30 protein-coding genes and 1 pseudogene are annotated in these 24,471 nt (G+C 39.1%); 18 read left to right on the top strand and 13 right to left on the bottom strand.

All coding sequences use genetic code 11. The features are described from left to right. Positions 1-73: 73 nt before the first annotated feature. The 4 genes from E5Z56_RS05460 to E5Z56_RS05445 form a co-directional block, all read right to left on the bottom strand. On the bottom strand, positions 74-1,021 hold the full coding sequence (locus tag E5Z56_RS05460; protein ID WP_138156924.1) for a ParB/RepB/Spo0J family partition protein: 948 nt from the start codon (positions 1,019-1,021) through the stop codon (positions 74-76). Beyond that, positions 978-1,802 (bottom strand): ParA family protein, encoded by an 825-nt coding sequence (locus E5Z56_RS05455; protein ID WP_138156923.1) that lies wholly within the window; start codon positions 1,800-1,802, stop codon positions 978-980. Before E5Z56_RS05455 ends, E5Z56_RS05460 begins: the two co-directional genes overlap by 44 nt. A gap of 516 nt (positions 1,803-2,318) precedes the next feature. Beyond that, positions 2,319-2,498 carry a hypothetical protein gene (locus E5Z56_RS05450; RefSeq protein ID WP_138156922.1) on the bottom strand — a complete coding sequence of 60 codons (180 nt, stop codon included), beginning with the start codon at positions 2,496-2,498 and terminating at the stop codon, positions 2,319-2,321. A 71-nt stretch (positions 2,499-2,569) separates the two neighbouring features. Beyond that, complete coding sequence (locus tag E5Z56_RS05445; RefSeq protein WP_232842487.1) at positions 2,570-2,764, bottom strand: helix-turn-helix domain-containing protein; 195 nt, start codon at positions 2,762-2,764, stop codon at positions 2,570-2,572. Positions 2,765-3,065: 301 nt separating this feature from the next. On the opposite strand from E5Z56_RS05445, the gene E5Z56_RS05440 reads away from it, so the two are divergent. Both E5Z56_RS05440 and E5Z56_RS11885 read left to right on the top strand, forming a co-directional pair. Next, entirely contained in the window at positions 3,066-3,509 is a 444-nt protein-coding gene (locus tag E5Z56_RS05440; protein WP_138156920.1) for an Hsp20/alpha crystallin family protein, read from the top strand. Positions 3,510-3,675: 166 nt separating this feature from the next. Further along, positions 3,676-3,891, top strand: a pseudogene (locus tag E5Z56_RS11885) (ISAs1 family transposase); the annotation flags it as partial. Between the two features lie 473 nt (positions 3,892-4,364). Here the strand turns inward: E5Z56_RS11885 and E5Z56_RS05430 are convergent. Then, positions 4,365-5,750 carry a tyrosine-type recombinase/integrase gene (locus E5Z56_RS05430; protein WP_138156918.1) on the bottom strand — a complete coding sequence of 462 codons (1,386 nt, stop codon included), beginning with the start codon at positions 5,748-5,750 and terminating at the stop codon, positions 4,365-4,367. Between the two features lie 17 nt (positions 5,751-5,767). Next, positions 5,768-6,322 (bottom strand): helix-turn-helix domain-containing protein, encoded by a 555-nt coding sequence (locus E5Z56_RS05425; protein ID WP_175405386.1) that lies wholly within the window; start codon positions 6,320-6,322, stop codon positions 5,768-5,770. A gap of 220 nt (positions 6,323-6,542) precedes the next feature. Between E5Z56_RS05425 and E5Z56_RS05420 the strand changes: the two genes are divergently transcribed. The 4 genes from E5Z56_RS05420 to E5Z56_RS05405 all read left to right on the top strand — a co-directional run bounded on the left by E5Z56_RS05420 (position 6,543) and on the right by E5Z56_RS05405 (position 9,272). Further along, the gene (locus E5Z56_RS05420; protein ID WP_138156916.1) at positions 6,543-6,734 is read left to right on the top strand and encodes a hypothetical protein; all 192 of its coding nucleotides are present in this window, start codon (positions 6,543-6,545) and stop codon (positions 6,732-6,734) included. 157 nt (positions 6,735-6,891) lie between these two features. After that, complete coding sequence (locus E5Z56_RS05415) at positions 6,892-7,176, top strand: DNA-binding protein (RefSeq protein WP_138156915.1); 285 nt, start codon at positions 6,892-6,894, stop codon at positions 7,174-7,176. A 12-nt stretch (positions 7,177-7,188) separates the two neighbouring features. Beyond that, the gene (locus E5Z56_RS05410) at positions 7,189-8,817 is read left to right on the top strand and encodes a VapE domain-containing protein (protein WP_138156914.1); all 1,629 of its coding nucleotides are present in this window, start codon (positions 7,189-7,191) and stop codon (positions 8,815-8,817) included. Between the two features lie 275 nt (positions 8,818-9,092). Further along, positions 9,093-9,272, top strand: coding sequence for a hypothetical protein (locus E5Z56_RS05405; RefSeq protein ID WP_138156913.1), 180 nt, complete (start codon positions 9,093-9,095; stop codon positions 9,270-9,272). Positions 9,273-10,243: 971 nt separating this feature from the next. Here the strand turns inward: E5Z56_RS05405 and E5Z56_RS05400 are convergent. From E5Z56_RS05400 to E5Z56_RS05370, 7 genes are all read right to left on the bottom strand, one after another. Continuing rightward, positions 10,244-11,413: a tyrosine-type recombinase/integrase gene (locus tag E5Z56_RS05400; RefSeq protein WP_138156912.1), complete on the bottom strand. Its 1,170-nt coding sequence runs from the start codon at positions 11,411-11,413 to the stop codon at positions 10,244-10,246. A 5-nt stretch (positions 11,414-11,418) separates the two neighbouring features. Continuing rightward, the gene (locus E5Z56_RS05395) at positions 11,419-11,631 is read right to left on the bottom strand and encodes a helix-turn-helix domain-containing protein (protein WP_138156911.1); all 213 of its coding nucleotides are present in this window, start codon (positions 11,629-11,631) and stop codon (positions 11,419-11,421) included. Between the two features lie 17 nt (positions 11,632-11,648). After that, the gene (locus tag E5Z56_RS05390) at positions 11,649-11,840 is read right to left on the bottom strand and encodes a helix-turn-helix domain-containing protein (RefSeq protein ID WP_232842486.1); all 192 of its coding nucleotides are present in this window, start codon (positions 11,838-11,840) and stop codon (positions 11,649-11,651) included. An 89-nt stretch (positions 11,841-11,929) separates the two neighbouring features. Then, positions 11,930-12,124 (bottom strand): helix-turn-helix domain-containing protein, encoded by a 195-nt coding sequence (locus tag E5Z56_RS05385; RefSeq protein WP_117523227.1) that lies wholly within the window; start codon positions 12,122-12,124, stop codon positions 11,930-11,932. A gap of 2 nt (positions 12,125-12,126) precedes the next feature. Next, positions 12,127-12,969: a ParB/RepB/Spo0J family partition protein gene (locus tag E5Z56_RS05380; protein ID WP_138156910.1), complete on the bottom strand. Its 843-nt coding sequence runs from the start codon at positions 12,967-12,969 to the stop codon at positions 12,127-12,129. Then, positions 12,966-14,336, bottom strand: a complete 1,371-nt coding sequence (locus E5Z56_RS05375; protein WP_175405385.1) for a relaxase/mobilization nuclease domain-containing protein — start codon at positions 14,334-14,336, stop codon at positions 12,966-12,968. Before E5Z56_RS05375 ends, E5Z56_RS05380 begins: the two co-directional genes overlap by 4 nt. Continuing rightward, positions 14,308-14,511: a hypothetical protein gene (locus E5Z56_RS05370; protein ID WP_138156908.1), complete on the bottom strand. Its 204-nt coding sequence runs from the start codon at positions 14,509-14,511 to the stop codon at positions 14,308-14,310. The genes E5Z56_RS05375 and E5Z56_RS05370 overlap by 29 nt, the downstream gene beginning before the upstream one ends. Before the next feature lie 202 nt (positions 14,512-14,713). Here E5Z56_RS05370 and E5Z56_RS05365 point away from each other — a divergent pair, with 202 nt between their 5' ends. The 12 genes from E5Z56_RS05365 to tnpA all read left to right on the top strand — a co-directional run bounded on the left by E5Z56_RS05365 (position 14,714) and on the right by tnpA (position 24,465). Continuing rightward, the gene (locus tag E5Z56_RS05365) at positions 14,714-14,995 is read left to right on the top strand and encodes a hypothetical protein (protein WP_138156907.1); all 282 of its coding nucleotides are present in this window, start codon (positions 14,714-14,716) and stop codon (positions 14,993-14,995) included. A gap of 116 nt (positions 14,996-15,111) precedes the next feature. Next, on the top strand, positions 15,112-15,819 hold the full coding sequence (locus E5Z56_RS05360; RefSeq protein WP_138156906.1) for an MIP/aquaporin family protein: 708 nt from the start codon (positions 15,112-15,114) through the stop codon (positions 15,817-15,819). Between the two features lie 210 nt (positions 15,820-16,029). Next, positions 16,030-16,572 carry a TIGR01440 family protein gene (locus E5Z56_RS05355; protein ID WP_138156905.1) on the top strand — a complete coding sequence of 181 codons (543 nt, stop codon included), beginning with the start codon at positions 16,030-16,032 and terminating at the stop codon, positions 16,570-16,572. Between the two features lie 140 nt (positions 16,573-16,712). Beyond that, positions 16,713-17,267 carry an acyltransferase family protein gene (locus E5Z56_RS05350; protein WP_138156904.1) on the top strand — a complete coding sequence of 185 codons (555 nt, stop codon included), beginning with the start codon at positions 16,713-16,715 and terminating at the stop codon, positions 17,265-17,267. Positions 17,268-17,931: 664 nt separating this feature from the next. Continuing rightward, on the top strand, positions 17,932-18,348 hold the full coding sequence (locus E5Z56_RS05345) for a very short patch repair endonuclease (protein ID WP_138156903.1): 417 nt from the start codon (positions 17,932-17,934) through the stop codon (positions 18,346-18,348). After that, positions 18,345-18,848: a hypothetical protein gene (locus tag E5Z56_RS05340; protein WP_138156902.1), complete on the top strand. Its 504-nt coding sequence runs from the start codon at positions 18,345-18,347 to the stop codon at positions 18,846-18,848. Before E5Z56_RS05345 ends, E5Z56_RS05340 begins: the two co-directional genes overlap by 4 nt. Before the next feature lie 14 nt (positions 18,849-18,862). Then, positions 18,863-20,974, top strand: coding sequence for an HpaII family restriction endonuclease (locus tag E5Z56_RS11780; RefSeq protein ID WP_207668589.1), 2,112 nt, complete (start codon positions 18,863-18,865; stop codon positions 20,972-20,974). A gap of 9 nt (positions 20,975-20,983) precedes the next feature. Beyond that, positions 20,984-21,601, top strand: a complete 618-nt coding sequence (locus E5Z56_RS05330) for a hypothetical protein (RefSeq protein ID WP_138156901.1) — start codon at positions 20,984-20,986, stop codon at positions 21,599-21,601. Then, positions 21,598-22,533: a DNA cytosine methyltransferase gene (locus E5Z56_RS05325; RefSeq protein WP_138156900.1), complete on the top strand. Its 936-nt coding sequence runs from the start codon at positions 21,598-21,600 to the stop codon at positions 22,531-22,533. Before E5Z56_RS05330 ends, E5Z56_RS05325 begins: the two co-directional genes overlap by 4 nt. 157 nt (positions 22,534-22,690) lie before the next feature. Continuing rightward, entirely contained in the window at positions 22,691-22,912 is a 222-nt protein-coding gene (locus E5Z56_RS05320) for a hypothetical protein (RefSeq protein WP_138156899.1), read from the top strand. A gap of 13 nt (positions 22,913-22,925) precedes the next feature. Next, positions 22,926-24,080 carry a hypothetical protein gene (locus tag E5Z56_RS05315; protein ID WP_138156898.1) on the top strand — a complete coding sequence of 385 codons (1,155 nt, stop codon included), beginning with the start codon at positions 22,926-22,928 and terminating at the stop codon, positions 24,078-24,080. A 118-nt stretch (positions 24,081-24,198) separates the two neighbouring features. Then, the gene (gene tnpA, locus E5Z56_RS05310; protein WP_138156897.1) at positions 24,199-24,465 is read left to right on the top strand and encodes an IS66 family insertion sequence element accessory protein TnpA; all 267 of its coding nucleotides are present in this window, start codon (positions 24,199-24,201) and stop codon (positions 24,463-24,465) included. The last annotated feature ends 6 nt before the right edge of the window (positions 24,466-24,471 follow it).

Below are 24,471 nucleotides of genomic sequence, written 5' to 3'. Positions count from 1 at the left end.
TCGGTTGGTACAGGTAGTCTTAGGGGTTAGAGTGTGAGAAAGGGGGAAGTCAAAAAAATAAGTTTTGCACTTCCTACCTGCTGTCACGTTCTGAACGGTGGCGCAGATACTTGGCGTAATGCTCCAGAGCCTTGCACACATAGTCCTCCGTGTCCTTCAACTGAACATTCTTCGGAATAAGGCTTCGTACTCTGTCACCACGCAGCACAATACGCTCACGCTGGTTGGGCTTTTCTTCCGACATAATCGCTTCAACAGCTTCCGCCGTCAGTTTGCCGCTATCAAACATTTTCCTCATTCGGATTGTCTGGTCGTGCGACGGTGTGCAGTCGTTAATGTCAATCTGCTCGACAACATCACGCTGACTATCTTCGTCGAGATAGGACAGCTCAACGGCAGGACGCATTTTGATTCTGCCCTCGTCCACAAGCTCTAAAAGTTCGGGAACAAGGTTCGTTAAACGAATATATCGTCGGACTTGCTCTCTACTTTCTCCACTCTGCTCTGCAATTAAATCACGGCTGGTCTTGCCACCGAAATTCTGCTCCACTGGTGCAGAATTATTCTTGCTCGGTCTGCCTGCTTGTCGCTTTATAGCTTCCAACCGCATTTTGTAAGCAAAGGCTTTCTCGCTGGGAAGGATTGTTGTACGCTGAAAATTACTCTCAACCATATATACAACCGCTTCATCACGGGTTAAGTCCTTAATCTCACTTCTGAGAGTAGTAAGCCCTGCAAGCTCACAAGCTCGCTTTCTGCGGTGACCTGCGACAAGCTCATAACGCCCGTCCTCTTTTTGACGAAGGACGGCAGGCGTTAAAACGCCGTTGGTCTTGATACTCTCGACAAGCTGTACCATATCCTCGTCATCTCTAACGTGAAATGGGTGGTCGGGAAAGTCATCAATCAAGTCAATGGGAATATCCCTAATCTTTTCGAGCCTTGCGTCGTCCCGTTCCTCCTGCGTGGAGAAAAGGTCATCGAGCGTCGGCAGAGCGAAGTCGCTCTTTCTGTCTGCCACTTGCAAGCACCTCCTTTGTGAAATCAGCGTATGCCATAGCCGCCTTGCTGTTTGGCTCGTAGGCGTAAATACTCTTTCCTTTAGACGATACCTCGGCGGCTTTTACCGCAACGGGGATTTTGGATTTGTAAATCCTGATAACGCTCCCAAAGTTTTCACGAATTGCGTCCATCGTGCTTTTAGCAAGGTTTGTCCTGTTATCAACGATTGTCAGTAAAATGCCGTCAATCGCCAAATTAGGATTGGTGTGCGCCTTTACCTTTGATACTGTCCGAAGAAGCTGTGTCATAGCCCTTGCAGGCAAATACTGCGCCTGAACAGGAATAACAACGCTGTCAGCAGCCGTCAAAGCGTTTAAGGTCAACATACCGAGTGAAGGTCTGCAATCAATAAGGATATAGTCGTAGTTCGGCTTCACCTTGTTCAGATAGTTTTTCAAGATGTTCTCTCGGCTCATAGCCGTAACAAGGTACATCTCCAGCGCTTCCAAATCCGTATTGGAAGGAATGAGGTCTACACCTTCATCGTGGTGGAGAATACCGCTTTTTACATCTGTGCTATCGTCACGGATAATCTCGTGCATTTTGGTAGCGAGGGTAACAGGGATTTCATCGACACGCTGCCAACCAAGACAGGTTGTTAAGTCGCCCTGTGGATCACAGTCAACGAGGAGTACCTTTTTACCTTGCTTTGCCAAGCCAATGCCCAAGTTCATTGTGGTTGTCGTTTTTCCGACGCCGCCCTTCTGATTGCAAATAGCAATAGTTTTGCAGTTTGGCATTCGTTTTCCTCCTTTCAAATGGTTTAATAGCTGTCCTGCAAAAACAGCTATGTAACTTTTCCGCTTATTTGTCCTCGACACCCCAGCGGATAGATAAATCTATATGGGAAGTTCTTCAAGCGCCTGACTGCTATCAGGCTCATAGGAATCTCACCTCTGCCGGGTACTCCGCCAGCTCCGTAGAGAAGTATCATTATCGCTTGTGTAGGTCGTCGCCATATCGGGAGCAGCCCGATACTCACAGACGGAATTAGCGCTCGCTCTTATATGGAGGTCGTGGCGTACCGCTGCGGTAGCTTTGCATTTCTGCTTACACAAGTAACGTACTTGAAGAAATGATATTCAGTTGTCAAAGTTCAGCGAAAAGGACTTTTCCGATTGCTCGGAAATAACCCCTTCACCCTTAATGCAAAAAAACGGGCAAAAATATGACCACTAATTTAAAAAAATATAAAAAATTTTAAAAAAAATAAGCCTACCCACTCAAATGAGTAGGTAGGCTAAGGAATTGGAAGCTTATCTATAGGTAATTCTTATTTTCTTTTTTTTGGCTTTACTGAACTTAAGTAAAACCTCGTCTATAACATCAGTATATCGTCCTTGTTCCATCATTTTGTTCTTTAGCTCCACAAGACAATGGATAACTTGGCTATATTCATCATCGGTTAAGTACAAATGGTAATTAGGCATTTTCATATTCGTCAATCCTTTCTATGATTATTGTACGACAAAAAAATAATAATAAAAGGCTGCGAATCAATAATCGCTTAGTCCAGACTAAGAAAATCTATTATGCTTTGCTTTGGTATGATATATCTTTTACCAACTCTTATAGACTTTATTGTTCCTGCCTGAAGCAAATGATAAACACCACTTGTGCTAATTCGGAGTATTTCTTTTATTTCCTCTGGTGATATAACATCGGGATACTCAGACAAAGTTTTCGACTTTTTATTATTCATAATCATCTCTCCAGGGTTTTTGAATATCTTGATACAATCGTTATGAATTGGCTTTGTTCATAATTGTCTACTCATTCAAAAAACCTGCATTATTGCTCACAACCCAATGTGACATTCTTGTCAAAAAATATGAAACCTGTGTGAAAATTAGCACTCTCCCCTTGACAGTGCTAATCAAGAGTGCTATAATATAATCAGAACAAAGGAACAGAGAAGCACCAAAGGATCCGGGTGCTGAACCCTCCGTCCCCTTGCTCGAAGCAATGGAAACAATGTAACGAGTAAAAAGGAGGACTGACCTATGTTGTATCCAAGTATTTTCGGTGAAAACTTATTCGACGATCTCTTCAGATTCCCTGATTTTAACAGAGACGTGGAGAAGAAGCTGTACGGTAAACACGCCGCCCAGATTATGAAGACTGATGTTCATGAGCATGATGATCACTATGAGATCGTGATCGACCTGCCGGGCTTCAAGAAAGATCAGATCAATCTTGAGCTTCAGAACGGTTATCTGACTGTCAGTGCCGCAAAGGGACTTGACAAGGACGAAAAAGCTAAGAAGGGCAAGCTGATCCGTCAGGAGCGTTACGCAGGCGCAATGCAGAGGAGCTTCTATATCGGAGATACTGTTACAGAAGCCGATGTGAAGGCGAAGTTTGAGGACGGTGTTTTGAACATCTGCGTTCCGAAGGCAGAGCCTAAGAAGCTGGAGAATCACAAGTATATTGCAATTGAGGGATAATACCTCGCTAAGTTATGATCCCAAAATGATGCTCCCCGGAGCTGTTCGTATGAGCAGTTCCGGGGAGTTTGTTTTTATGTGATTTGAATGAATCATTATCCTCCATATCAAACAGGCTCTTGAAATTATTTTTGGAGAACGAGGTCAGCCTTCCGTTGCTCACCCATTTTCAGCCGAACACGGTCTTGTAATAGGTCAGCTTGCCTGTGAAGAAAAAAGCAACGAAATAACAGCGATTCCAAAACTTCTTGAAATGCTGGAGATAAAAGGATGTATTGTGACGATTGACGCAATGGGTACACAAACTGAAATTGCCAAAGCAATAAGAGATAAAGAAGGAGATTATATTCTTGCACTGAAAGAAACTATGGACAAGTTAGTTTTTAAAGTATATTATAGAAACATAATATATTTGGCTGGATACTTCAATAGATGATTATTGGTCGGTTTCGTTTCCACCATTAATGGCGGCAAAAAACAATAAAAAAATCAGATGAAACTGAAAACAACTGAAATATGTTGTAACTATTAACAAATGCGGCAGAGCAATTATTGTCTACTATTCACAAAAAACACCTCTTGGTATGGAGCTGTAATACGTCAGAGCCGCTCCAAAACCGCGTGCCGAGGGTTCAAGTCCTTCTGCCCCTGCCAAACAAAACACCTTAAAAACGGCTTAGGTATGCGGTTTTTGGGTGTTTTTTCTTTTATCTAATTCAACCAAATTTATGCAAAAATCCTCGGGTTGCCGTCCGTTTGCCGTCCAACACTATAAAAAATTATAAAAAATCATCAAAAATAATTAAAAGGCTTTGACTATTGAAAAAAATTTCTTTAGTCAAAACCTTTATTTTTTTACCCTATATTCTTTTTATTATTCCCATATAGTAAAGAGTCTAATTTCTCACTAGCTTTTCTATTGGCTGTTTGTATTGCGTGTGCGTATATATCCGCTGTGGTTGAACTTGTACTATGTCCTAAACGGTCGGCAACTGTTGTAATTGGTGTACCTAAAGCAATTTGTAATGTTGCGTTGGTATGTCTTAACTTATGCAAAGTAATATAAGGTAGTTGGTCGGTATGCTTTTTCATAAACTTACTAAACCAACTAGAAACAGTATTAGGGTTTAGGGGTTCGCCGAAGTCATTAGTAAAGATATATCCTTTATCCTTCCACCTATCCCCTACTTTTAACCGTTGTTCTGTTTGGTATCGTCTATAGTCCTTTAGTTCCTGCATTATGCTATGTGATAATGCTATAACTCTATTAGAACTATTATTCTTGGTTTCGTCCTCATACACTCCATTTTCCTTAGTGTATTGAATAGTTCTGCATATCTTCATAGTGTGGTTATCAAAATCAACATCACACCACTTTAAACCTAAGCACTCGCCCCTTCTCATACCTTCCATTAATAACAAGTGTATCAATGTTTTATATGTTGGTGTTTCGTGTTCTAATAGTTCCAATAGTATTTGGCATTGCTTTTCATCAAGATAAATAGGGTCTTTATGTGCTACTTTGGGCGGTTTAGTTCTCTCGCAAGGGTTAGAGTAAATATATCCCCATTCTACTGCTGTACTTAAAATACTAGATATTAAACGGTGGTGGTGTCTTATTGTTTCGTCTGCTAGTGGTTTACTAATATCTACAGCAGTAAAGATATTTTCTAGTGCCATATCTAAAGCATTACACACCTTTTCCGCGTTCTCTTTAGAAACATTGTTCCCTTTCCGGATAGAAATAACTGTAGTATTAGGAAGGTTTGACCGTCTGCAAAATTCCGCAGTAGTCAAGTTATTTTCCTTTAAGTAATCATCAAGGCTAATATTTAGCTTGTATTTAGTATCAAGTCTAATTCCGCCTTCTGCAAGGTTTTTATAGAACTTGCGTAGGTGTGGGGGCTGTATCTTTGACAACGATAAATGCCCGATAGCTTGATTTATACGAGGTAATAAAGTCAAGTACCTTTCATAGGTTTTAGGTCTTAAATCTTTCTTGCGGTCTTTAAACCAAATAACTGCAAAATCTTTGAATTTCATATTACCGTTAAGGACTTGACCGCTCAAACACTTTTCCTCAAATAATACAGCTTGTTTCTTTACCTCTTTTTCTATCTGCTTTGGTGTTTTGGCTGTTGGTGTATAGGTTAGATACTTTCTTATTCTCTTTCCGTTTACATCATAACCGAGGGAAACAGTAATTAAATAATTATCCTTGCGTTTCTTTATTGTTGCCATTACTTACATCACCACCTTTAAAAAGGTAAATCATCTTCATACATTTTTTTATAATAACTTTCATCAAGAAATTTTCTAACATCATTATCAGTAATGTTTGCATATCTTTCATAACAACCGTTATATAGGTTTGCCTTCATATCATCTGTAAGGAGTCCAACTTTTTCTACCTCAATAATTTTTGTACATTCATTTATGAAATCATATGCAAAATTTTTAGTAAACTGACAACAAGCAATACCGTAATAATCGTTATTATTAACAGTAAAATACCCATATTTGGTTAAATCTTTAAGTGACCGCATAAGTTCATCAAATGTTGAGTCAACACTTTTCTTTTCATTGCCACTATTATCAGACAAACCACATAACCAATCAATAGACACACCTAATTGTTTGGCTAATAAATAAACATTCTCTAATGTTGGGTTTTTTCCGGTTTTTGCATTTTCATTTTCATATGCTGAAATCATTACAGCAGATACACCCGATAATGAAGAAAGCTCTTTTTGAGTTAAATTTTTGTTTTTTCTTGCTTTTTTTAATCGTTCACAAAAAATTTTTATATCCATATTACACCTCATAAATTGAATATTTTTGACTATAATTAATTATTATTGATTAATAATGATTATTATTGTTGTTATCATTCTATAACATAAATAATTAAATGTCAAGATTTTTAAAATAAGCCACTTGCAAAATTTTATCATTGTATATATAATAATTATTGTTATAGTTGTTATTAACTATTATAACATAACAATATTGTTAAGAAAGGAGACTATAGGATTGCAAAAGAAAAATTCTATAATAAAGCAAACCGCCAAAAATAAAGGTGTATTTCTTTGGGAAGTTGCTGATGAATTAGGAATTTTAGATAGTAACTTTTCTAGGAAGTTAAGAAAAGAACTGCCAACAGAAGAACAAAACAAAATTCTTACCATTATTGAAAAGTTGGCAAAAGAAAAAGCAGTAGAATAATATCCTACTGCATAAAAGAAAACCGCTGTCATAACTCCAAATCAAAACAGCGGTACATCAGAAACAAAGACTATTATTGAATAGCCTTTAAGTTGATTATAGCATTATTTTATAGGTGTTTCAATAATTTTTATTTTTTATAGAAAGGAATTTTATTATGACTAATTATAACAATGTAACTCCTTTAAAAGTTCCTAAAATGCGAACTATAAAGGAATGTATTAATGAAATCAGGGAACTTGACCCACATACTGCAGTAACAGAATACCACCTAAGACAACTAACTATTACCGGTGTTATTCCTCGTGTTAAGGCAGGCAAGAAGTATTTAGTTAACCTAGATACTGTACTAGAGTATTTACAAAACCCTACAGCAGAGAAATTCAAGCAAAATAATAATACTGCTGTAAGTGTTGTAAATGGCATTAGGGCGGTTTATTAAGGTGGTGGCACAATGGCGGAAGAAAAAGAAAGAAAAGAACTGCCACAAGTTGACCCGATAGGAACGGTTAATATTGACTACATAGAAGTATTAGGAGAAAAAGCAAAAGATTTAGCAGAAAATTATATTGAGTATCTAGGCGGAAAATTAGAAAACATTTTCCCTCTTTATGATATGTATATTGTAGCTAAATCTAATGTACTAGACAGGATAGTTCTTGACTATATCTTTAATCTTGATAATGATGATATGTTTAGAGAGTTAGTGGACTATGAACTTACACCACTAGCAAAAGAACAGAAGTGTAAAACCGAGTTTTTGAACCATATCAAGCAAGAGAAAAGGAAAAGAAAGGAAAGAATTAAGAAACAACAGGAAGAAGAAAGGAAAAAATATTTTTCCGAGGTACAGAAGTTACACCCCTACTATGGTAAACCACTTTCAAAAAATGTTATAAGGGATATTCTTATAGAAAATTATATTGATATTAGTTACAATCAAGCAACTAGAAAAATAGAACTTTCTAAAAGTGATTTATTATCCCCTTACCCTAGAGAAAATCAACTTTCTGTATTGCCTACTATTCTCTATGATATATGCAAAGAAAACGAAGTTACAGGACTTCCCACCGGTTTAAAGATGATAACTAATTATCTAAATAATTTAGCATTAGAAAATAGGTACAACCCTATTTTAGATATGTTAAAGAAATATAAGAACGATAATGAAAGCTACTTACAGCAGATATATAATATTCTCAATCTTACTGACGATTTACAAAAAGAGTTATTAAGAAAGTGGCTTATACAATGCGTGGCACTTGCACATAACACAACGGAAAATCCTGTACAGGCGGAAGGTGTTCTCGTTCTTCAAGGCTTACAAGCTAAAGGGAAAACCTCATTTTTCCGTAAATTGGCAGGTAAACGGGAATGGTTTATAGAGGGTGCCTCTATTGATGTTAGGAATAAAGATACCATAATAAACGCGTTAAGTGGTTGGATATGTGAACTTGGGGAACTAGACAGTACATTGAAAAAGGAACAAGCAGAACTAAAAGCCTTTATTACTCAATCATTCGATAATATTAGGCTACCCTATGCCCCTACCTTTACCACTAACCCCCGTACTACTTCATTTTGTGGTACTGTGAACGAGGAAAAGTTCCTAAAGGATACTACCGGTAACCGCAGGTTTTGGGTAATTCCTATCACTTTCATTGATAAGGAAAAATTGCACAAGCTAACTGAGGAAGATATATTCAATATGTGGGGCTATATAGAAAACCTATACCAAAAGGATAATAATTCTTTTAGGCTTGCTGACTTTGAACTTCAAAAACTTAACGCGAAGAATGAAGAATACAAAACCGAGTTACCTTTTGAACAGGAAGTATTATCTTTACTAGACTTTAATAAGTCGGTTGAACTGTGGAATTATTATTCACCTGCTGAAATTTCTATGTGTATAAGAAGTCAAAATTTAGGTAATTGCACCGCCAAACAAGTAGGTACAATTCTTTCAAAGTTACAAAAAAGTTACAAAGATATGAACAAAAAAAGAACAAAACAAGGTTATAAGTATTTTTTACCTTTAAATATCGGTGAAATTGAAAGGCTAATTAATCGACACTTATTATAAATATGTTGAATAAAGTGTAATTCTGGTGTAGGTGGTGTATGAAAAGTGCATACATTTCCACTACCTACCTACACCCTCGATAACCTAGATAAATACTGTATTACTTAATATTTAGTGTATGTGGTGTATGTAACTTCTAATAGAATACCATAGAATATAAAAAATAATAAATTATATTTTTTTATTTTTTTTTTTAGTTTTATATAATATATAGAATTTAGGTGCTATACACCTTTTCACATACACCACAATATTGAAAGGAAAGGAATTTAATAATGATAAATAACAATTTATTTGCGAAACAGATAGAAGAATTTAACCAACAAATAGATATAATCAAATCTGTTTGTGGTGTTTCTACTGCTGAAAGTATTGAGATTTTAAAGGCTTATAAACTCAATGAAATCAAGTGTGAACTTGTACAAATCAGTTGCCGACTTGAAAAGCAGATATAAACAAAAAGACCGCCCCACCGATACAGCAGGACAGCCCTATAATTTTCCTATTAATTTTGCAGTTGACTGCAAAATAATAAATTATACTTACAGCAGTAAACATATCCCCCCTAATCAAAAGCACATATATTTTTCAATAGATACCGGTGCAAGAGTTTGAAAAAACACACATCTTACGCGTGTGACCCCCCCTCCCCTAAAATTGGATAAAATAAAGCAAAACACACCTAAGATTTGTAAATATCTCTTAGGTGTGTTACATTTTATTTATACTGCTGTATAGGGTGGTTTATTTATTGCTTGTAAAAGTACCGGATATAAAAAAATAACCGCCCTGCACTGCAATTGCAAGACGGTTATTAAATAATAAAAAGTTTTTCAATTGTGGAACAGCTTAAGCCGTTCTCCTATATACATTATACAGCAATAAAATCATAAGGCAAGTTATATTTGAACTATAATTCCTTTTATTTTGCCTTGTATGGGGTGTTGTGGTTTTATGGGTACAACTTCCCCACCATAATAATAAAACTGCTGTAGTGAGAATATAGAGCCTAAAGGAGAAAAGAAAGGATATACAAACACCACACATAAACATACTTCTATATTTTCCACATAGCAATAATAAATTATAGCAATAATAAATTGTGGATAAATTCAAGTATTATATACAGCAGTTTTCACACTATGAAATAGGGTTGTTTTTTTGCCCCTCGGGTGACCGTTTATTGACCGTTTATTCTACCGCGTAAACGGTCAAAATTACGAGAAGTTACAAAAATCAAAAGTGCTAAAAATGGCTTACCTATGCGATTATTTGAGATGGCAAAAAATGACAAAAAGTTAAAAATAGCACTCCAAAACCGCGTGCCGAGGGTTCGAGTCCTTCTGCCCCTGCCATCAATTTTTGGCTTCGGAAAGCGATTTCCGAAGCCTTTTCTCTTTTAATTCTACCAAAAATTATACCACCTTTATGCGATGTTCAAATTTATGGCGCTGTCGAGAGCGTTTATCGTCGTCTCCTTTGCGGTCTTTCGACGGTTGATATAAATCCTCTCGGTGGTCTGTACGCTTTCGTGTCCGAGCAAAACGGAAATGTCCTGAATCGGTACGCCGTTATCGTCGAGGATACTCGCCACAGAGTGACGAAAGCCGTGGATCGTACAATGCGACAAGCCGGCGTTTTCAGTCAGACGGTTTACCACTCGATTGATTGCGCTGAGGTTGACATACGGTTTTCCGAGAACGGTGCGGACAATGAAGTTGTGACTTTTGTCGTAGCCATTGCCCAACAGCTTGGCATAATCCTCCTGCCGTTGTTTTTCCTCTTTCAGTGCTTCCATAACGGTATCATTGAGCGGAATCTTGCGGTTACTGCTCGCCGTTTTCGGCGTTGTAATTTGCATTGTCACGTCCTTGCGACTGCCTGTTCTGCTCTTGTTTACCCGTAAGAGCTTTTTATCATAGTCTACATCATCCCACGTCAGGGCGAGCAATTCGCCCTTTCTCAGCCCTGTATAGAGCGCTAAAAGCAGGAATATGTAGATATGGCTCTCGTGCTCTTTTGCGTAAAGCAGGAGCTTTCTGACCTGCTGTGCGTTGTACTCAGGAACGTCCTTCTTGATACTGTGCGGAAATGACGGCATACGGCTCCTTAATACCGGATTCTCGTTAACGTAGCGATTCTCAAGAGCGTATTCATACGCCGAAGACAACACTCCCCGGATATTTTTGACCGTTTTGTAGCTCAATCCGCCCTTTCCGTTTGACTTACCGTGTTGAGAGAGAAACACAAAATACTTGGTGAACACCTCCGGCTTCATATCCTTGAACTTGTATCTCTTTGACTCAAAATAGGGCTTTAGCTTGCCGCTCACGGTCTTGTCGTAGGATTCCCACGTAGAGGGCTTTATGATTCCCTTGATACCCTTCAGCCATTTGTCGAGAAAGTCGGTAAAGAGAACATCGTCGCATTCAAGATTGATATCCTTATAGCTCTCAATGATTTCTTTCATCTTCTGCTCTGCTCGGCGTTTGTTGTTGCCCTTAACGGGTATCTTAGTGGCAATCATTTTCTGTTTGCCGTTGACACGAAATTTGGCATAGTAGTAATTGCCTTTTATTATTAAGCTTCCTTCCAAAACAATTAACCCTTTCTAAAAAATGATTCTCCTGTTGAGATAAAGTCGATAATGCTCTGCTTGGGAATGATATACTTTTTGCCTACCCTGATTGTGCGGATGATTCCTTCACGCAACAAGCGATAGACAGCTACTCTTCCCAAACCTAACATTTCCATTACCTCGCATACTGTGACAACGTCTTTATACTCTGCAAAAGCTTCTTTTGTTTTATCCATACAATTTATCCTCCTATCTAACAGCTTTCAAGAAATTCCGAAACACATCTCTTTGGGATAATGTATCTCTTGCCAACTTTGATAGTTCGGATTTTGCCGGATTTTAATAACTTGTAAACAGTTACTTTGCTGAGCTTTAGCATTTTCGTAACATCGTCAACCGATACGACGTCACAGTATTCAGCGAATAATTCAGTTGTGTTTTTCAAAGTGTCTCCTTTCATTTGGATGAAAGCCCGCTGTGTATATAGAATAGCACAACAGGCTCTCAAACATCAAATGTGCGGATTAAATGAACTTATATGTTAAGAAAATTGATAACGCTTTTCTTAGGTATCACATATCTGCTTCCTACCCTTATAGATTCAATTCTGTGATTCTTCAGCAGATCATACACTGAATTTTTACCGATATGAAGCATCTTCATAACATCGTCAACTGTTACGACATCTTCGTAATCGGAAAACATTTCATAAGCCTTGTCGGTCATCATATTCACCTCCCTCTGTCACGGTTTTTATTCAAATATCTTCTGTAATGCTCGCAGGCTTTTATAACAAAATCCTCGAGCTGTGTATTGCTGGCTTTGGGCGCAAAACGCCTTACTTTCTCCATCGAGATTTTTAGAACTTCACGCTGATTGGGCTTTTCCTCGGACATAATTCTTTCGAGCAAACGGCTGTCCAGACAATTATCCTTAAACGCACGGTGCATTCGGAATGCCTGAGAATACGATGGCGTGCAGTTGTCTCTTTCGATGATTTCAAATAATCTGCGCTGGTGATTTTCGGAAAGATAAGATAATTCCACACCGACAGAAAAAGCGATTTTCTCATCGTCCATCAACTGCAAAAGTTCCGGAATTAAATTGGTTAATCGAATATACCTGTAAACCGTATCCCGACTTTCTCCTGCGTCCTGACCGATAACGGAAGCGGTGTCCAACTTCGTTGCAAATTGCGACAAAGTTAAATCACTTCTCTTTCCCTGACGCTTCAATGCTTCCAGCTTCAACTTATAAGCAAAAGCTTTTTCACTTGGCAGAATTCTGCTTCGGTGTAAGTTGCTGTCCACCAGCATTACGGCGGCTTCGTCACGATTTACAAAACGAACGCTAACTTCAACCTCTTTCTGCCCTAATAATTGGGCGGCACGATACCGGCGGTGTCCCGATATTATTTCAAATTCATCACTTGTGTTTTCAAGCGGTCTGACTATGATTGGAGTAAGAATGCCCTGCTCCTTTATACTTAAAACAAGATCATCCATTTCTGCGTTATCAATCACCTTAAAGGGATGATTATAGAACGGATGAAGCTTGTTGATTGCTATTTTCATCTCTCATACACCTTCTTTCTCGTATTTGGTTTCCGTCCTCTTGCGAGGTTTTGCGCCTGAATTTCACAGCTAATATTTTCGTTGATCTTCGGTTCGTCCTCAATGATCGTGAGGGCGATTTTCTTTTCCCGGCGGAGCTGCCGCAACAGCGTTGTGCAATCGTCACGGCTCTTTTTCAGTTCCTTGATTCTGTCGTCGTCATCGCAGCGGCGCAGCTTGTTATACACCTTCTCACGCAGTTCGATGACTTCATTAATCTCCTTATCGGTATCGGCTATAAAGGATTTTACATCGTCAATCGTTTGCAGCTTTTTGTTTGAAACCAACGTCACTTGCCGTGAAAATCTGTCCAAATGCCGCCACGCTTCACGCATCTCGAGCGACAGCGGTTTGCGCTGATTCCACCTTGGTAACTTACCCATCAGGAACATATAGTGCAGGTATTTGGCGTATAAACCGCTAAAGCATTTGAGCAGCTTGAAACTGCCACGGTATCTGATTTTCTTTGGTCTAAAATCTCTCATTCTGACTCTGGAATATTGATATCCATCAAAGTGCTTGTAGCCGTACTGCTGGTAGTGAATCTTGATTCTGCGGAGGATGGCTTCGTTTGTATATTCATCACCCAACCGATACATTCTCACAGACTTGTTGCTGTTTACGGAGCAAATCGTCCAATATCTTCGCCGAGGATTGGTGTTGACAATAAAGCCTTGGTTTTTCATTACACGGTCAAAACTTGATATGCTGTATGAACGTTCTATACCGAAATCAATCGCTTTCCGCATAAGATTGAACGTCGTCGGCTCGCCGTTTTTCTCCGCAAAGTAAATGCTCCTCGGCGTTTTGCCCGACGGATTTTTGATGACGGTCAAATTGTGTTCGGCGCACAGCTTGTCCGACAGAGCTCTGAATTTCCAGTAAGCGCCCTCGTTGCAATTGAACTTTTTGCCCGTCCACATATTAGTGCTGCAAACGACAAAATGATTGTGCAGCGTACCGGTATTCAGATGTGTCGCTACCAACACCTGATACTCGTTTCCCCACATTTTCTTTGCCAACTCAACGCCGATTTCGTGACAAAGCTCCGGCGTGATCTCGCCTGTTTTGAAGCTCTGGTAAGCGTGATAGGCGACGTTTCCGCCTGTTTTCCCGAAGCGTTCCTGCACGGCGTTCATCTCCTCAAAGGCAGTTTCAGCGTTGCAGTTTACGCCTGTTACATAGCAGCGGCTTTCCGTTTTTGCTTCGTCTCCGGCGTAGCGGAGCGCCTTTTTCAAATCGGAATCAACCGTCTTTTCGGGGTTGGCTGCATAGTTCACCGTGCGCTCCAAGTTGTCCTTAACCGCCCAGATTTTTGTCGTCGCCACCGCTGTCATCCTCCTCTCTTTCGTGGTAAGCGGAAAGAATTTTCTGCTCGATATACGAGAGTTTTCTCTCCAAAATTCTTCCGTCAAGCGGATATAAATTGTTCCGCAAATCGTTCACCGAAGCGTACACTTCATAGAGCTTTTGGCTCGGTTTTTCGGTCAGCTTTTTGTTCAAACCGACCTTTCTCAGATACTCCGAGAGCGAAATCCCATAGTGCTTTGCGGCTCTTACCGCTGCCTGCACCGCGTTCTTTATTGTAAAGGATAAGCAAAAGAAAGACGACGAGGAGCTTATGGAGTACCTCGACAGCGCAATTGAATAACGTTTTCTGCCCGACGGTTTGTCGGGCATTTTTCGTTTTAAAAGGAGGAATAATATGACTGAACGCGAGCTTGAACGCCTGCTTTTTGACGCAAAGCGCGACGAAAGCTTAAAGGCGGCTCTGCTTAAAACGCGCGAAACAGATAATCCTGTAGAGGATTTTTGCGAACTTGCCTTAAGCCTCGGCTACAAAATTAACGCCGGCGAGCTTATGGCGCTGGGCTTAAATGAAAACGACGCAAAACTAAGGAGCGTAAACGGCGGCGGAGTTAACGCCATTGAGGGCTGGGACGACGCCTATGAGCAGTTTTTTTCGAGCCTGATTTGGAGCAAATGACTTATAAAAGGTTACAAAAATGACAACAAAAAATCGGCAAAAGTATTGCATTCCACTAAAAAATATGGTATATTTATTTTACAGAAATATAATCCATATTCAAAGGAGGAACAAATATGGAATCTATCAAAAAATACATTGCCGAATTTATCGGCACACTGGTTCTTGTAGTTATGGGCTGCGGTACAGCAATGCTCGTAGGCTGCGACGCTAAAAACGGCGGCGGCTACATTCTTACCGCTCTTGCGTTCGGCCTTGTTATCGTTGCAATGGCTTACAGCGTAGGCAATATCTCAGGCTGCCACATTAACCCCGCGGTTTCGCTGGGCTGCCTTATCAACGGAGACATCTCCTTTAAGGACTTTATCGGCTACATCATTTCGCAGTGCCTCGGCGCTCTTGCAGGCTCAGGTATTTTGGCTTTCGTATTCTGGAAAGGCCACATTGTTGACCAGACAGGCGGCTTTGGCACAAACGGCCTTGCAGGCGTAGGCGGCAGCAGACTTGCAGGTCTTGTTGTTGAGGCTGTTCTGACAGCTATCTTTGTATTCGCTATTCTCGGCGTTACCTCAAAGAAGGCTAAGCACGGTTCCTTCGGCGGTCTTGTAATCGGTCTTACACTTACACTGGTTCACATTCTCGGCATCGGCCTTACAGGCACATCAGTTAACCCCGCAAGAAGCTTCGGCCCTGCAATTGTAGCGGCTATCAACGGCAACGCCGCTCCCCTCGGCCAGCTTTGGGTGTTCATCGTAGGTCCTCTTGTAGGCGCGGCATTCGCGGCTGTTGTTTACAGATTTCTCGAGGGCAAAAAAGAAGCTTAAGAATAAGTAAAGCATTTAATTCTTCCTTAACACAAACAGCGTCGCTTTTACAGCGGCGCTGTTTGTTTATAAGGCTTATTCGGACGCGTAGGAATATTATTTGAATTGCCCGAACGCGCCTTAATTTATTTTATACGGCGCAAACGCCTTTGTCACAAAAACCGTTGCCATTTTTTATATTTGTGTTATAATACATTTGGAGATGATAATATGAACACTGAAATATATTCGCAGGCAAAGCGCGCCGCTGAGGAGCTGTGCGAGGTTGCCGCGCTGAAAAAGGGCGATATTTTTGTGGTAGGCTGCTCCTCAAGCGAGGTTGCCGGCGGCGTTATAGGACACAACTCGAGCCTTGAAACGGCTGAGGCGGTTTTCGCCGGAATTTATGAGGTTTTAAACGCAAAGGGAATTTACCTTGCCGCGCAGTGTTGCGAGCACCTTAACCGCGCTATCTGTGTTGAGCGCGAGGCTCTGCCGTTTGCCGAGGAGGTTTGCGTAGTGCCCCAACCCAAGGCAGGAGGTTCGTTCGCGACGACTGCTTACAGAACCTTTAAAAACCCGATGATGGTTGAGGAGATTAAGGCAGACGCGGGGCTTGACATAGGCGGAACGCTGATCGGTATGCACCTTAAAAGGGTCGCCGTACCGGTAAGGCTGAGCCTTGACCATATTGGAAGCGCCATAATTATCGCCGCGAGAACGCGCCCGAAATACATCGGCGGAGAGAGAGCAAAATACGAGGCAACAACGTGACGTTGCATCCAATCCGCGAACCGTCTTTGTAAATTTATTTGAGTATGAAATCCCGCGTCACCCTGAAGAGCGCAAGCGACGTGGCAATCCCCCAAGATTAGATGAAACAGACTAGTAGTTAAAAATGTGAGGTAACAAAAATGAGTTCTGCAAGACTTGAAAAACACACGGAAAAACCGCGTATTTACCTTTTTGACAATGTGAAATGTCTGGCGATAATACTGGTTGTAATCGGTCACGCCATCGACTTTTTGACACACGCGGGAGCAAATCAAAACCAGTTTGAAAAAAGCCTGTACGTCCTGATATATTCCTTCCATATGCCGCTGTTCCTCTTTGTAAGCGGACTGTTTTTAAAGCCTATGGATAAGGATACAAAGTTTCCGAAGGACAAGGTTATAGCCTTTATAGCGATAGGAATTGTGCTGAGGGCGTTTACTTCTATTTTAAAGCTGTTCCTCGGCGAAAATCCACAGTTCGCCGTGCTGGATATTTACGACTCTTACGCTTGGTTTATGGGCGCTATGGCGGTTTTTATTGTGCTTACCTGGCTGCTCAGAAGCTACAGCATAAAAATCGTTCTTCCAATAGCGCTTTTGGTAGGCTGTATGTCGGCGCTGCCAAAGCGTACTTTCCTGACAGGCAATCCTACTCGACGCTGTGCCGTCAGCCTTTCGGCTGCGCTCGCTCCGTAGAGGTCGTGGCGGTTTATCCTTCGCTTGGCAGCTATTCAATTGTAAGTTTGTTTTGGCGAGCATCACCTCAAAAATGCCCTTCACCTATATGGACAAAATGATGTGTTTTGTTAGGGTGTTTTCTGAAAACTTTTTTTACAAGTTGCTCTTTGCACAAAAGCTATCTAAAATCTTGTGTAGTATTCAGTTTTCAAAATAACCCTTTCACCTATACCCAATGGGAGAGGTCATTTTTGAAGTCTGTTTACAAATCTTTGTAGCATTGCACAAATTCAGTGCATTGTTATTGTGCAATATTCAGTTTTAAAAGTATCCCTTCACTATTACCCACTGGGAAGCGGATTTTGTTACCCCATTTTGAGAAAAAATATTTTCTTCTTTTGTTCTATCGGGATATAGATGTATTCGTTAAAAAATAATCCCCTCACCCTTAATGCAAAATAATCAAGGGAAATATGACCATACGTGAAAAATTTCTTTCAAAAAAATATTGTCCCTTCACCTATACCCAATGGGAGAGGTCAAATTTTAAGTCTATTTCAAAAATTTTTTGCAAAAAAATAACGCCTGCCGAAAAGCAGACGCAAAATCATCATATTTAAAGGTTGATAAGGCCATTCAAATATGATAAAATATAATAATAAACTGACAAGAAGTGACATAGATGGACAATCATACTCCGGAGCAACGTCGCCGTAATATGAAAGCGGTAAAAAACAAGGGCTCCAAAATTGAAACTATGCTGCAAAAAGAATTATGGCACAGAGGTTTACGATACAGAAAAAACGCTAAAACCGTTTACGGGAAACCCGATATAGCCTTTATCGGAAAAAAAGTTGCCGTATTCTGTGACAGTGAGTTCTTTCACGGATATGATTGGGAAAACAAAAACAAAGAGATTAAGTCCAATCGTGATTTTTGGATACCTAAAATCGAAAAGAATATGCAACGTGATCGTGAGGTAACCGAAAAGCTCACGTCCGAGGGATGGATAGTATTAAGATTTTGGGGTAATGAGATCAAAAAAGACTTATCAGGCTGTGCCGATAAAATAGAAGCAGCTGTTAGGAGTATAAAATGAAGTGGTCATATTTTCCGAGAAACCAAAGAATAACAGATGACTTACTTAAAGTTATTGATGTATTTAATCGTAACAACAATCATATTAATTCGTCTGAACACAAATTAAAAAGCGATGAAGTATTGCATTCGATAGCAAATGGACTTGAAGAGATTGGATATTCCGTTGAAAAAAGTAAGCGTGACGAAGATAAGATCAAAATGCCTGTATTATACGGCGAATGCGGTAAACCATCACTAAACTTTGAAGCAGATGCATTTAATCCAAGTAATAATATTGTTATTGAAGTTGAAGCCGGCAGAGCAGTAACAAACTATCAGTTTCTGAAAGACTTCTTTGAATCGTGTTGTATGGACGACGCCGACTATCTATGCATCGCAGTAAGATTACTGTACAGAAAGAATGACGACTACAAAAAAGTCTGCGAATTTTTTGATGCTATGTATGCCAGTAATAAGTTTTCTATTCCTTTAAAAGGAATATTGATTATCGGATATTGAATGGAGTAAGAATTATGGTTTATAAGTCAATCGATTTGTTCGCTGGCATAGGCGGAATCCGTTTAGGGTTCGACCGTGCTTTCAAGGATGAAATAGAAACAGTATTCGTTAGCGAATGGGATGAAAAGGCACAGGAAACCTACCGGGCAAATTTTGACGACGATTTTGAAATCGCCGGAGATATTACAAAAATAGATGAGAGTCAAATCCCTGAGTTTGATATCTGTCTTGCCGGTTTCCCGTGTCAAGCGTTTAGTATGGCCGGTCGTAAGCAGGGATTTGATGATGACTATAAAGGCACTTGCAGAGGCACATTGTTTCTTGATGTGGCTCGTATCTGCGATTACCATAAGCCAAAGGTGATCTTTTGTGAGAACGTGAAAGGACTCACTATTCACGATAGAGGACGCACCTATAAAATTATAAAGAAAACTTTTGAAGATTTGGGATATAAAGTCTTTGATAAAATTCTTAACAGTAGAAATTTCGGAGTACCACAGAACAGAGAAAGAATCTATCTTGTTGCTTTTCGAAATGATATCGCACCTAAGAATTTTATATTTCCCGAAGCCACCGATAGCTCAAAAGTTCTTTGGGATATCAGAGAAGAAGAAGCTGTTCCGGCAAAGTATTATTTGAGCAGCAAATATATGGACACCCTTATTGCTCACAAAAAACGTCACGAATCCAAAGGAAACGGCTTTGGATATGAGATAAGAGATTGGGATGATGTTGCAGGCGCAATAGTATGCGGTGGTATGGGCAGAGAGAGAAATCTCGTTACAGACAGTAGGCAAAAAAAGCTCGTTCCCACCACAAATATTAAAGGCGAAATCAATCCTTACGGAATCAGAAAAATGACGCCTCGTGAATGGGCTCGTTTACAAGGCTATCCCGATGATTTCGTTTTACCGTTGGCTGATACTCATTTATACAAACAACTCGGAAACAGCGTAACAGTTCCTGTTATTGAAGCAATCGCCAAAAAGATCAAAAAAGTACTTGAAATGGCAGACGGAACATATAAACCCGATTTATCAGGAAATAAAGGCGAATGGTCGGAAATATATGTTTTCCTCCGATTGTTGGAAATAGGAAAACTATACGCAGCCGATGAAAATCTCAACAAAATGAATGACGTATTTTATAACATTATAAAAATACTACGTCAGGAAAACATTGGAAAACTGGAATTTAGAGTTAATCAGAGCGAAGACACCATTACAATAATAAATACAACCGATGAAAGCGTTCTCGGAACAATGCCGGTAACAGAGTTTAAAGCAGCTGCTGACAAGCTTTATTCTGAAATCACCAAATCGCAAAACAATACGAAGGGCGCTTTCTCGTTGAGAGATACAGAAGCTTTTTTGGATAATTTAGGAATTTCTTCACTCAAAGCTCCATCTGAGGACAAAGCTGACATAAGAATCAAGATTCACGATATTAACTCCGGATTTGAATCGGTACAGGGATTTAGTATTAAATCAAGACTCGGCGGTCCGTCTACGCTTATTAACGCTGGTAAAACAACAAACTTTATTTTTGAAGTTAACGGACCGATCAACGATGAGATTATGAGTAATTTTAATACCTGTTCCAAGAAATTCAAAGACAAGTTTACCGTTTTGCATAATAACGCTTGTGATATAGAGTATGTCGGAATGGAAAACTCTGTGTTTGAAGGTAATCTAATGCTGATTGACGGAGACTTACCGAAAATATGCGGATATATGCTCAAAAGCTATTATAGCTCCGGTTTGAATAAAGTAATTGATTCGCTGAACAGTATTACAGAAACAAATCCTTTGAATTACAACCTTTCAAACGGTCATCCGTTCTATTCATATAAATTCAAAAGAATGCTTTCGGAATGTGCCCTCGGTATGTTACCCGGAAAAACTTGGGACGGAATAGCCGATGCTACAGGAGGATATATAATTGTAAGAGAAGATGGCGAAGTGCTGTGCTATCACCTTTTCAATCACAATGAATTTGAAAATTACTTGCTCCAAAACACCAAGTTTGAAACTGCAAGTACCAGTCGCCATCAGTTCGGAACTATATATAAAGAAAATAATAAATACTATTTGAAATTAAATCTTCAAATTAGATTCATAAAATGAGGTATTTTTATGCTGAAAAAACTAAAAATTGTTAAAAGAAAGACTAAAGGGTACAATGTATTTAACGAATACATTTGTCCTGATTTTCTTACTAACACTATGTCAGCGAGTGAGTATGTAAAGTATTGTTGGGATAAATACACGCAAGCAAATATTAACCACAATAATTCTCTTAATGGAATTATATTTGAATTAATTATTTCATCATTATTAGTGAAAGAGGGTATTCTGCCACTTCATCTTCAGGCTCAAGTAGCATTTGTTCCTAACGCAAAATTTGATGCAGTTCTTTATACAGCCGAAGGACCAATTGCATTAAGTTTGAAGACAAGTTTACGAGAAAGATACAAGCAAGCCGATCTGGAAGCAGTTGCTCTAAAATATGTTCATAGAAAAGCTGAAAATTATCTGTTTACAATGGATGAACAAGAAGCAAATACTGTATCAAGAAAAATTAAAAACGGCGATTTATTGGGATTAAACCAAGCTATACTTACAACAGACGATTCTTTTGATTCATTTATTACGAATTTAAAAACTAAATGCTTTATGGCCCCAGGTAAGGTAGATGTTATTACAGCAGCAAGTGTCATAACACCTGAAATGGTTTCAAAAATCACAGAATGACAATCGGTAGCTTATTTTCTGGAATCGGCGGAATTGACCTTGGATTTCAACAGGCGGGATTTGAAATTGTGTGGGCAAATGATATAGACAGCGATGCCTGCAAAACTTATAGATTAAACTTCACCGAAACAACTATGTTTGAGTGCGATGTTCGGAAGTTGATCACTTCTTCACTCCAAAAGGTTGATATTATTACTGCGGGGTTCCCTTGTCAACCGTTTTCGGTTTGCGGTAATCAAAAAGGCTTTATTGATAATCGAGGCAACCTGTTCTTTGAAATAATGCGTATTACCGATGCCGTTAATCCGCAAATCATTTTTCTTGAAAATGTCGCTAATCTTGTTGAGCACGACAAGGGACGCACATTTAATGTAATTCACAACGAGTTAGTATCAAGAGGATATTATCTGCGCTATATAGTTGCCGACGCTTGTGATTATGGTATTCCTCAACATCGCACCAGAACATATCTTCTTGCATTTCGTAACGTTGATCAATGTGAATCCTATCATTTTCCCGAAAAGGTTAGATTGAAAAAACGTGTATTTGATATTATTGATAAAACTGTCAAAGTTGATGATAGCTTTTATCTTCCCGAAAACACAGCAAAATACAATAAAATGGTTAAGGCTATTATCGATGATAATCAAATCTATCGTTTCTCAGACTATGGGATACAATCCAGCAAAGACGGCATCTGTTTTACCCTAAAAGCAAATATGGGCACTTGGTATGATCGAGTACCCATAATAAAAGACAATTACGGAATCCGCACCATTACACCTGATGAGTGTTTAGCGTTGATGGGGTTCCCTGGAAGTTTCAATATCGCCGAGACATCACTGAAAAGCGTTTACAAACAAATCGGCAATTCAGTATGTGTACCTGTTATTTATAATATTGCGAAAATACTTTATGATATATCAAAATAATAATGCAGCAGACAAGTGTGATCTTGGCTGCTGCATTATTATTTTTAACTATAATTTTGATATATAAAATATATTCTAAGAATATTCAGCAAATATATTGACAATATATGTCGCGTTATGTATAATAATGTCAGGATATAAAAGGAGGACTATAATTATGGAATCAAAAAGAGATAGATTTGTACGTATAGCAGAAGCAAGAACTAATAAAATTCTTGAAATGATGCGGTTGCTGGGAAACTGTTCCAGTAAAGCAAATTACGAATACACCGAGGAAGACGTAAAACAAATTTTTTCCGCTCTTGAAAAAGAGCTGAAAATCACTAAAAATCGTTTTATGGGCATAGATGCAAAAGATGAGAAATTTACACTAAAATAAGGAGTTGTTTTTTGTGGGAAAAATCTGCTGGGATTTTCCTTTATTGGGCACCGGAAATGAAAGCGGTAACAATATTGCTGCTATTACTATGTTCAAGGGAAGCGGCGTAATGGATGGATTAGCAAGAGAAATCTGTCAAAATTCTCTTGATGCAAAAGATAGTTCTCTCCCCTCTGATAATCCTGTGAAAGTAAAATTTGAACTATTTGATGTAAATAAAAGTGATTATCCGATGTTTAAAAGCTATGAAGAAGCGGTAGATAGCAGTATTGAATATTGGAACAACAGTCCTCTATGTACGCCTTCAATAACAGAATTTCTATCGAATATAAAAACAGCATTAGATAGTGAAACGATTCCAATGCTTGTAATGAGTGATTTTAACACGGTTGGATTGAACGGTGTTAATGCATTACCACACGAACAATCTTTTTGGAATCTTCTGGTTAATACAGAGGGTATCTCAATTAAACAAAATGACAATAGCGCAGGAAGCTTTGGTATCGGAAAAAATGCTCCTTTTGCCTATTCTGCTTTAAACTTAGTGTTTTATAATACATTAGCAAAAGACGGTGGTAGAGCATTCGAAGGAGTAACTCGATTAGTTACAACTCAAAGAGAATACAACGGTACTATGCGACCAACTCAACCTATCGGTAAATACCTATATTTAATTGACGATTATACCGGAAGACCGCTTTTGCCTTCCGATGATTGTCCAATTGCGCAAATGGATGTTTTTAAACGTTCTGAAATCGGAACAGATGTTGCTGTTGTCGGTTTCAAGAAAAGTGATTATACTGATTGGGAAAGACTTACTGCCGTTGCTATTATTAAAAACTTTGTTCTTGCTATTATGAACGGCCAACTGACGGTAACTGTTAAGTCCCCTAAAATCGAATATGTAATTGAAGCAAAAACGTTAGAGCAATTGTTGTTTAATGAATTCAGCGATGATCCTCAATTGAAATATACTCGTCAAACGTACGAAACAATCACAAACGGTGAGTTAATAAAAGCCAAAATCGCCGAAAAAGATGATTTGAGTATTTATGTAAAATATGATGAAAAGTATTCTGCGTCTTTGTCCCGATTCAGATCTACCGGTATGCTTATTAATACAACAACAAATGATGTGTTACCGCATTTCTCTGTTGTTATTATGTAACCGTCAAATAAGCCAGCGTCTTGAAGCGGATTTGAAAACATGCGAAAATATCCAAGTAAATAAGTTGTAGACGAACATCTACAATAGACTACAACAAAAAACGATTGGAGAGTTTCGTATGAACAAAGGTATCAGAACATTAAGAAAAGAACAGAACCTGGCTCTTTGGGCAAACCAAGTAGAGAAATGCAACAACAGTGGGTTAAGTGTTGCGCAGTGGTGCAGAAATAACAATATTCCTGTAAGTACATTTTGGAGCAGACAGAAAAAGGTATACGAAGCCTACACTCAAAAAAACAGACCTCAATTCATAGAAGTGTCAGTAGAACCAGAAGTAAACGCTAACTCACCTATGATTTCTATCAAAGAAATGATTTCACAGTAGAAATCA

Origin of the sequence: Ruminococcus bovis, from assembly GCF_005601135.1 — a bacterium.
In the GTDB taxonomy this organism is placed as follows: Bacteria; Bacillota; Clostridia; order Oscillospirales; family Acutalibacteraceae; genus Ruminococcoides; species Ruminococcoides bovis.
The sequence above is the reverse complement of the archived record's forward strand: the minus strand, read 5'-3'. Positions and strand labels throughout refer to the sequence as shown.

What these genes read in the sequence shown, in the direction of transcription:
- E5Z56_RS05445 (WP_232842487.1), bottom strand. Translation starts at nt 2,764, where the DNA reads ATGAATAATAAAAAGTCGAAAACTTTGTCTGAGTATCCCGATGTTATA.
- E5Z56_RS05385 (WP_117523227.1), bottom strand. Translation starts at nt 12,124, where the DNA reads ATGATGACCGACAAGGCTTATGAAATGTTTTCCGATTACGAAGATGTC.
- tnpA (WP_138156897.1), top strand. Translation starts at nt 24,199, where the DNA reads ATGAACAAAGGTATCAGAACATTAAGAAAAGAACAGAACCTGGCTCTT.
- E5Z56_RS05440 (WP_138156920.1), top strand. Translation starts at nt 3,066, where the DNA reads ATGTTGTATCCAAGTATTTTCGGTGAAAACTTATTCGACGATCTCTTC.
- E5Z56_RS05405 (WP_138156913.1), top strand. Translation starts at nt 9,093, where the DNA reads ATGATAAATAACAATTTATTTGCGAAACAGATAGAAGAATTTAACCAA.
- E5Z56_RS05325 (WP_138156900.1), top strand. Translation starts at nt 21,598, where the DNA reads ATGACAATCGGTAGCTTATTTTCTGGAATCGGCGGAATTGACCTTGGA.
- E5Z56_RS05345 (WP_138156903.1), top strand. Translation starts at nt 17,932, where the DNA reads ATGGACAATCATACTCCGGAGCAACGTCGCCGTAATATGAAAGCGGTA.
- E5Z56_RS05360 (WP_138156906.1), top strand. Translation starts at nt 15,112, where the DNA reads ATGGAATCTATCAAAAAATACATTGCCGAATTTATCGGCACACTGGTT.
- E5Z56_RS05340 (WP_138156902.1), top strand. Translation starts at nt 18,345, where the DNA reads ATGAAGTGGTCATATTTTCCGAGAAACCAAAGAATAACAGATGACTTA.
- E5Z56_RS05450 (WP_138156922.1), bottom strand. Translation starts at nt 2,498, where the DNA reads ATGAAAATGCCTAATTACCATTTGTACTTAACCGATGATGAATATAGC.
- E5Z56_RS05330 (WP_138156901.1), top strand. Translation starts at nt 20,984, where the DNA reads ATGCTGAAAAAACTAAAAATTGTTAAAAGAAAGACTAAAGGGTACAAT.
- E5Z56_RS05380 (WP_138156910.1), bottom strand. Translation starts at nt 12,969, where the DNA reads ATGAAAATAGCAATCAACAAGCTTCATCCGTTCTATAATCATCCCTTT.
- E5Z56_RS05320 (WP_138156899.1), top strand. Translation starts at nt 22,691, where the DNA reads ATGGAATCAAAAAGAGATAGATTTGTACGTATAGCAGAAGCAAGAACT.
- E5Z56_RS05355 (WP_138156905.1), top strand. Translation starts at nt 16,030, where the DNA reads ATGAACACTGAAATATATTCGCAGGCAAAGCGCGCCGCTGAGGAGCTG.
- E5Z56_RS05455 (WP_138156923.1), bottom strand. Translation starts at nt 1,802, where the DNA reads ATGCCAAACTGCAAAACTATTGCTATTTGCAATCAGAAGGGCGGCGTC.
- E5Z56_RS05430 (WP_138156918.1), bottom strand. Translation starts at nt 5,750, where the DNA reads ATGGCAACAATAAAGAAACGCAAGGATAATTATTTAATTACTGTTTCC.
- E5Z56_RS05350 (WP_138156904.1), top strand. Translation starts at nt 16,713, where the DNA reads ATGAGTTCTGCAAGACTTGAAAAACACACGGAAAAACCGCGTATTTAC.
- E5Z56_RS05425 (WP_175405386.1), bottom strand. Translation starts at nt 6,322, where the DNA reads ATGGATATAAAAATTTTTTGTGAACGATTAAAAAAAGCAAGAAAAAAC.
- E5Z56_RS11780 (WP_207668589.1), top strand. Translation starts at nt 18,863, where the DNA reads ATGGTTTATAAGTCAATCGATTTGTTCGCTGGCATAGGCGGAATCCGT.
- E5Z56_RS05395 (WP_138156911.1), bottom strand. Translation starts at nt 11,631, where the DNA reads ATGGATAAAACAAAAGAAGCTTTTGCAGAGTATAAAGACGTTGTCACA.
- E5Z56_RS05410 (WP_138156914.1), top strand. Translation starts at nt 7,189, where the DNA reads ATGGCGGAAGAAAAAGAAAGAAAAGAACTGCCACAAGTTGACCCGATA.
- E5Z56_RS05365 (WP_138156907.1), top strand. Translation starts at nt 14,714, where the DNA reads ATGACTGAACGCGAGCTTGAACGCCTGCTTTTTGACGCAAAGCGCGAC.
- E5Z56_RS05415 (WP_138156915.1), top strand. Translation starts at nt 6,892, where the DNA reads ATGACTAATTATAACAATGTAACTCCTTTAAAAGTTCCTAAAATGCGA.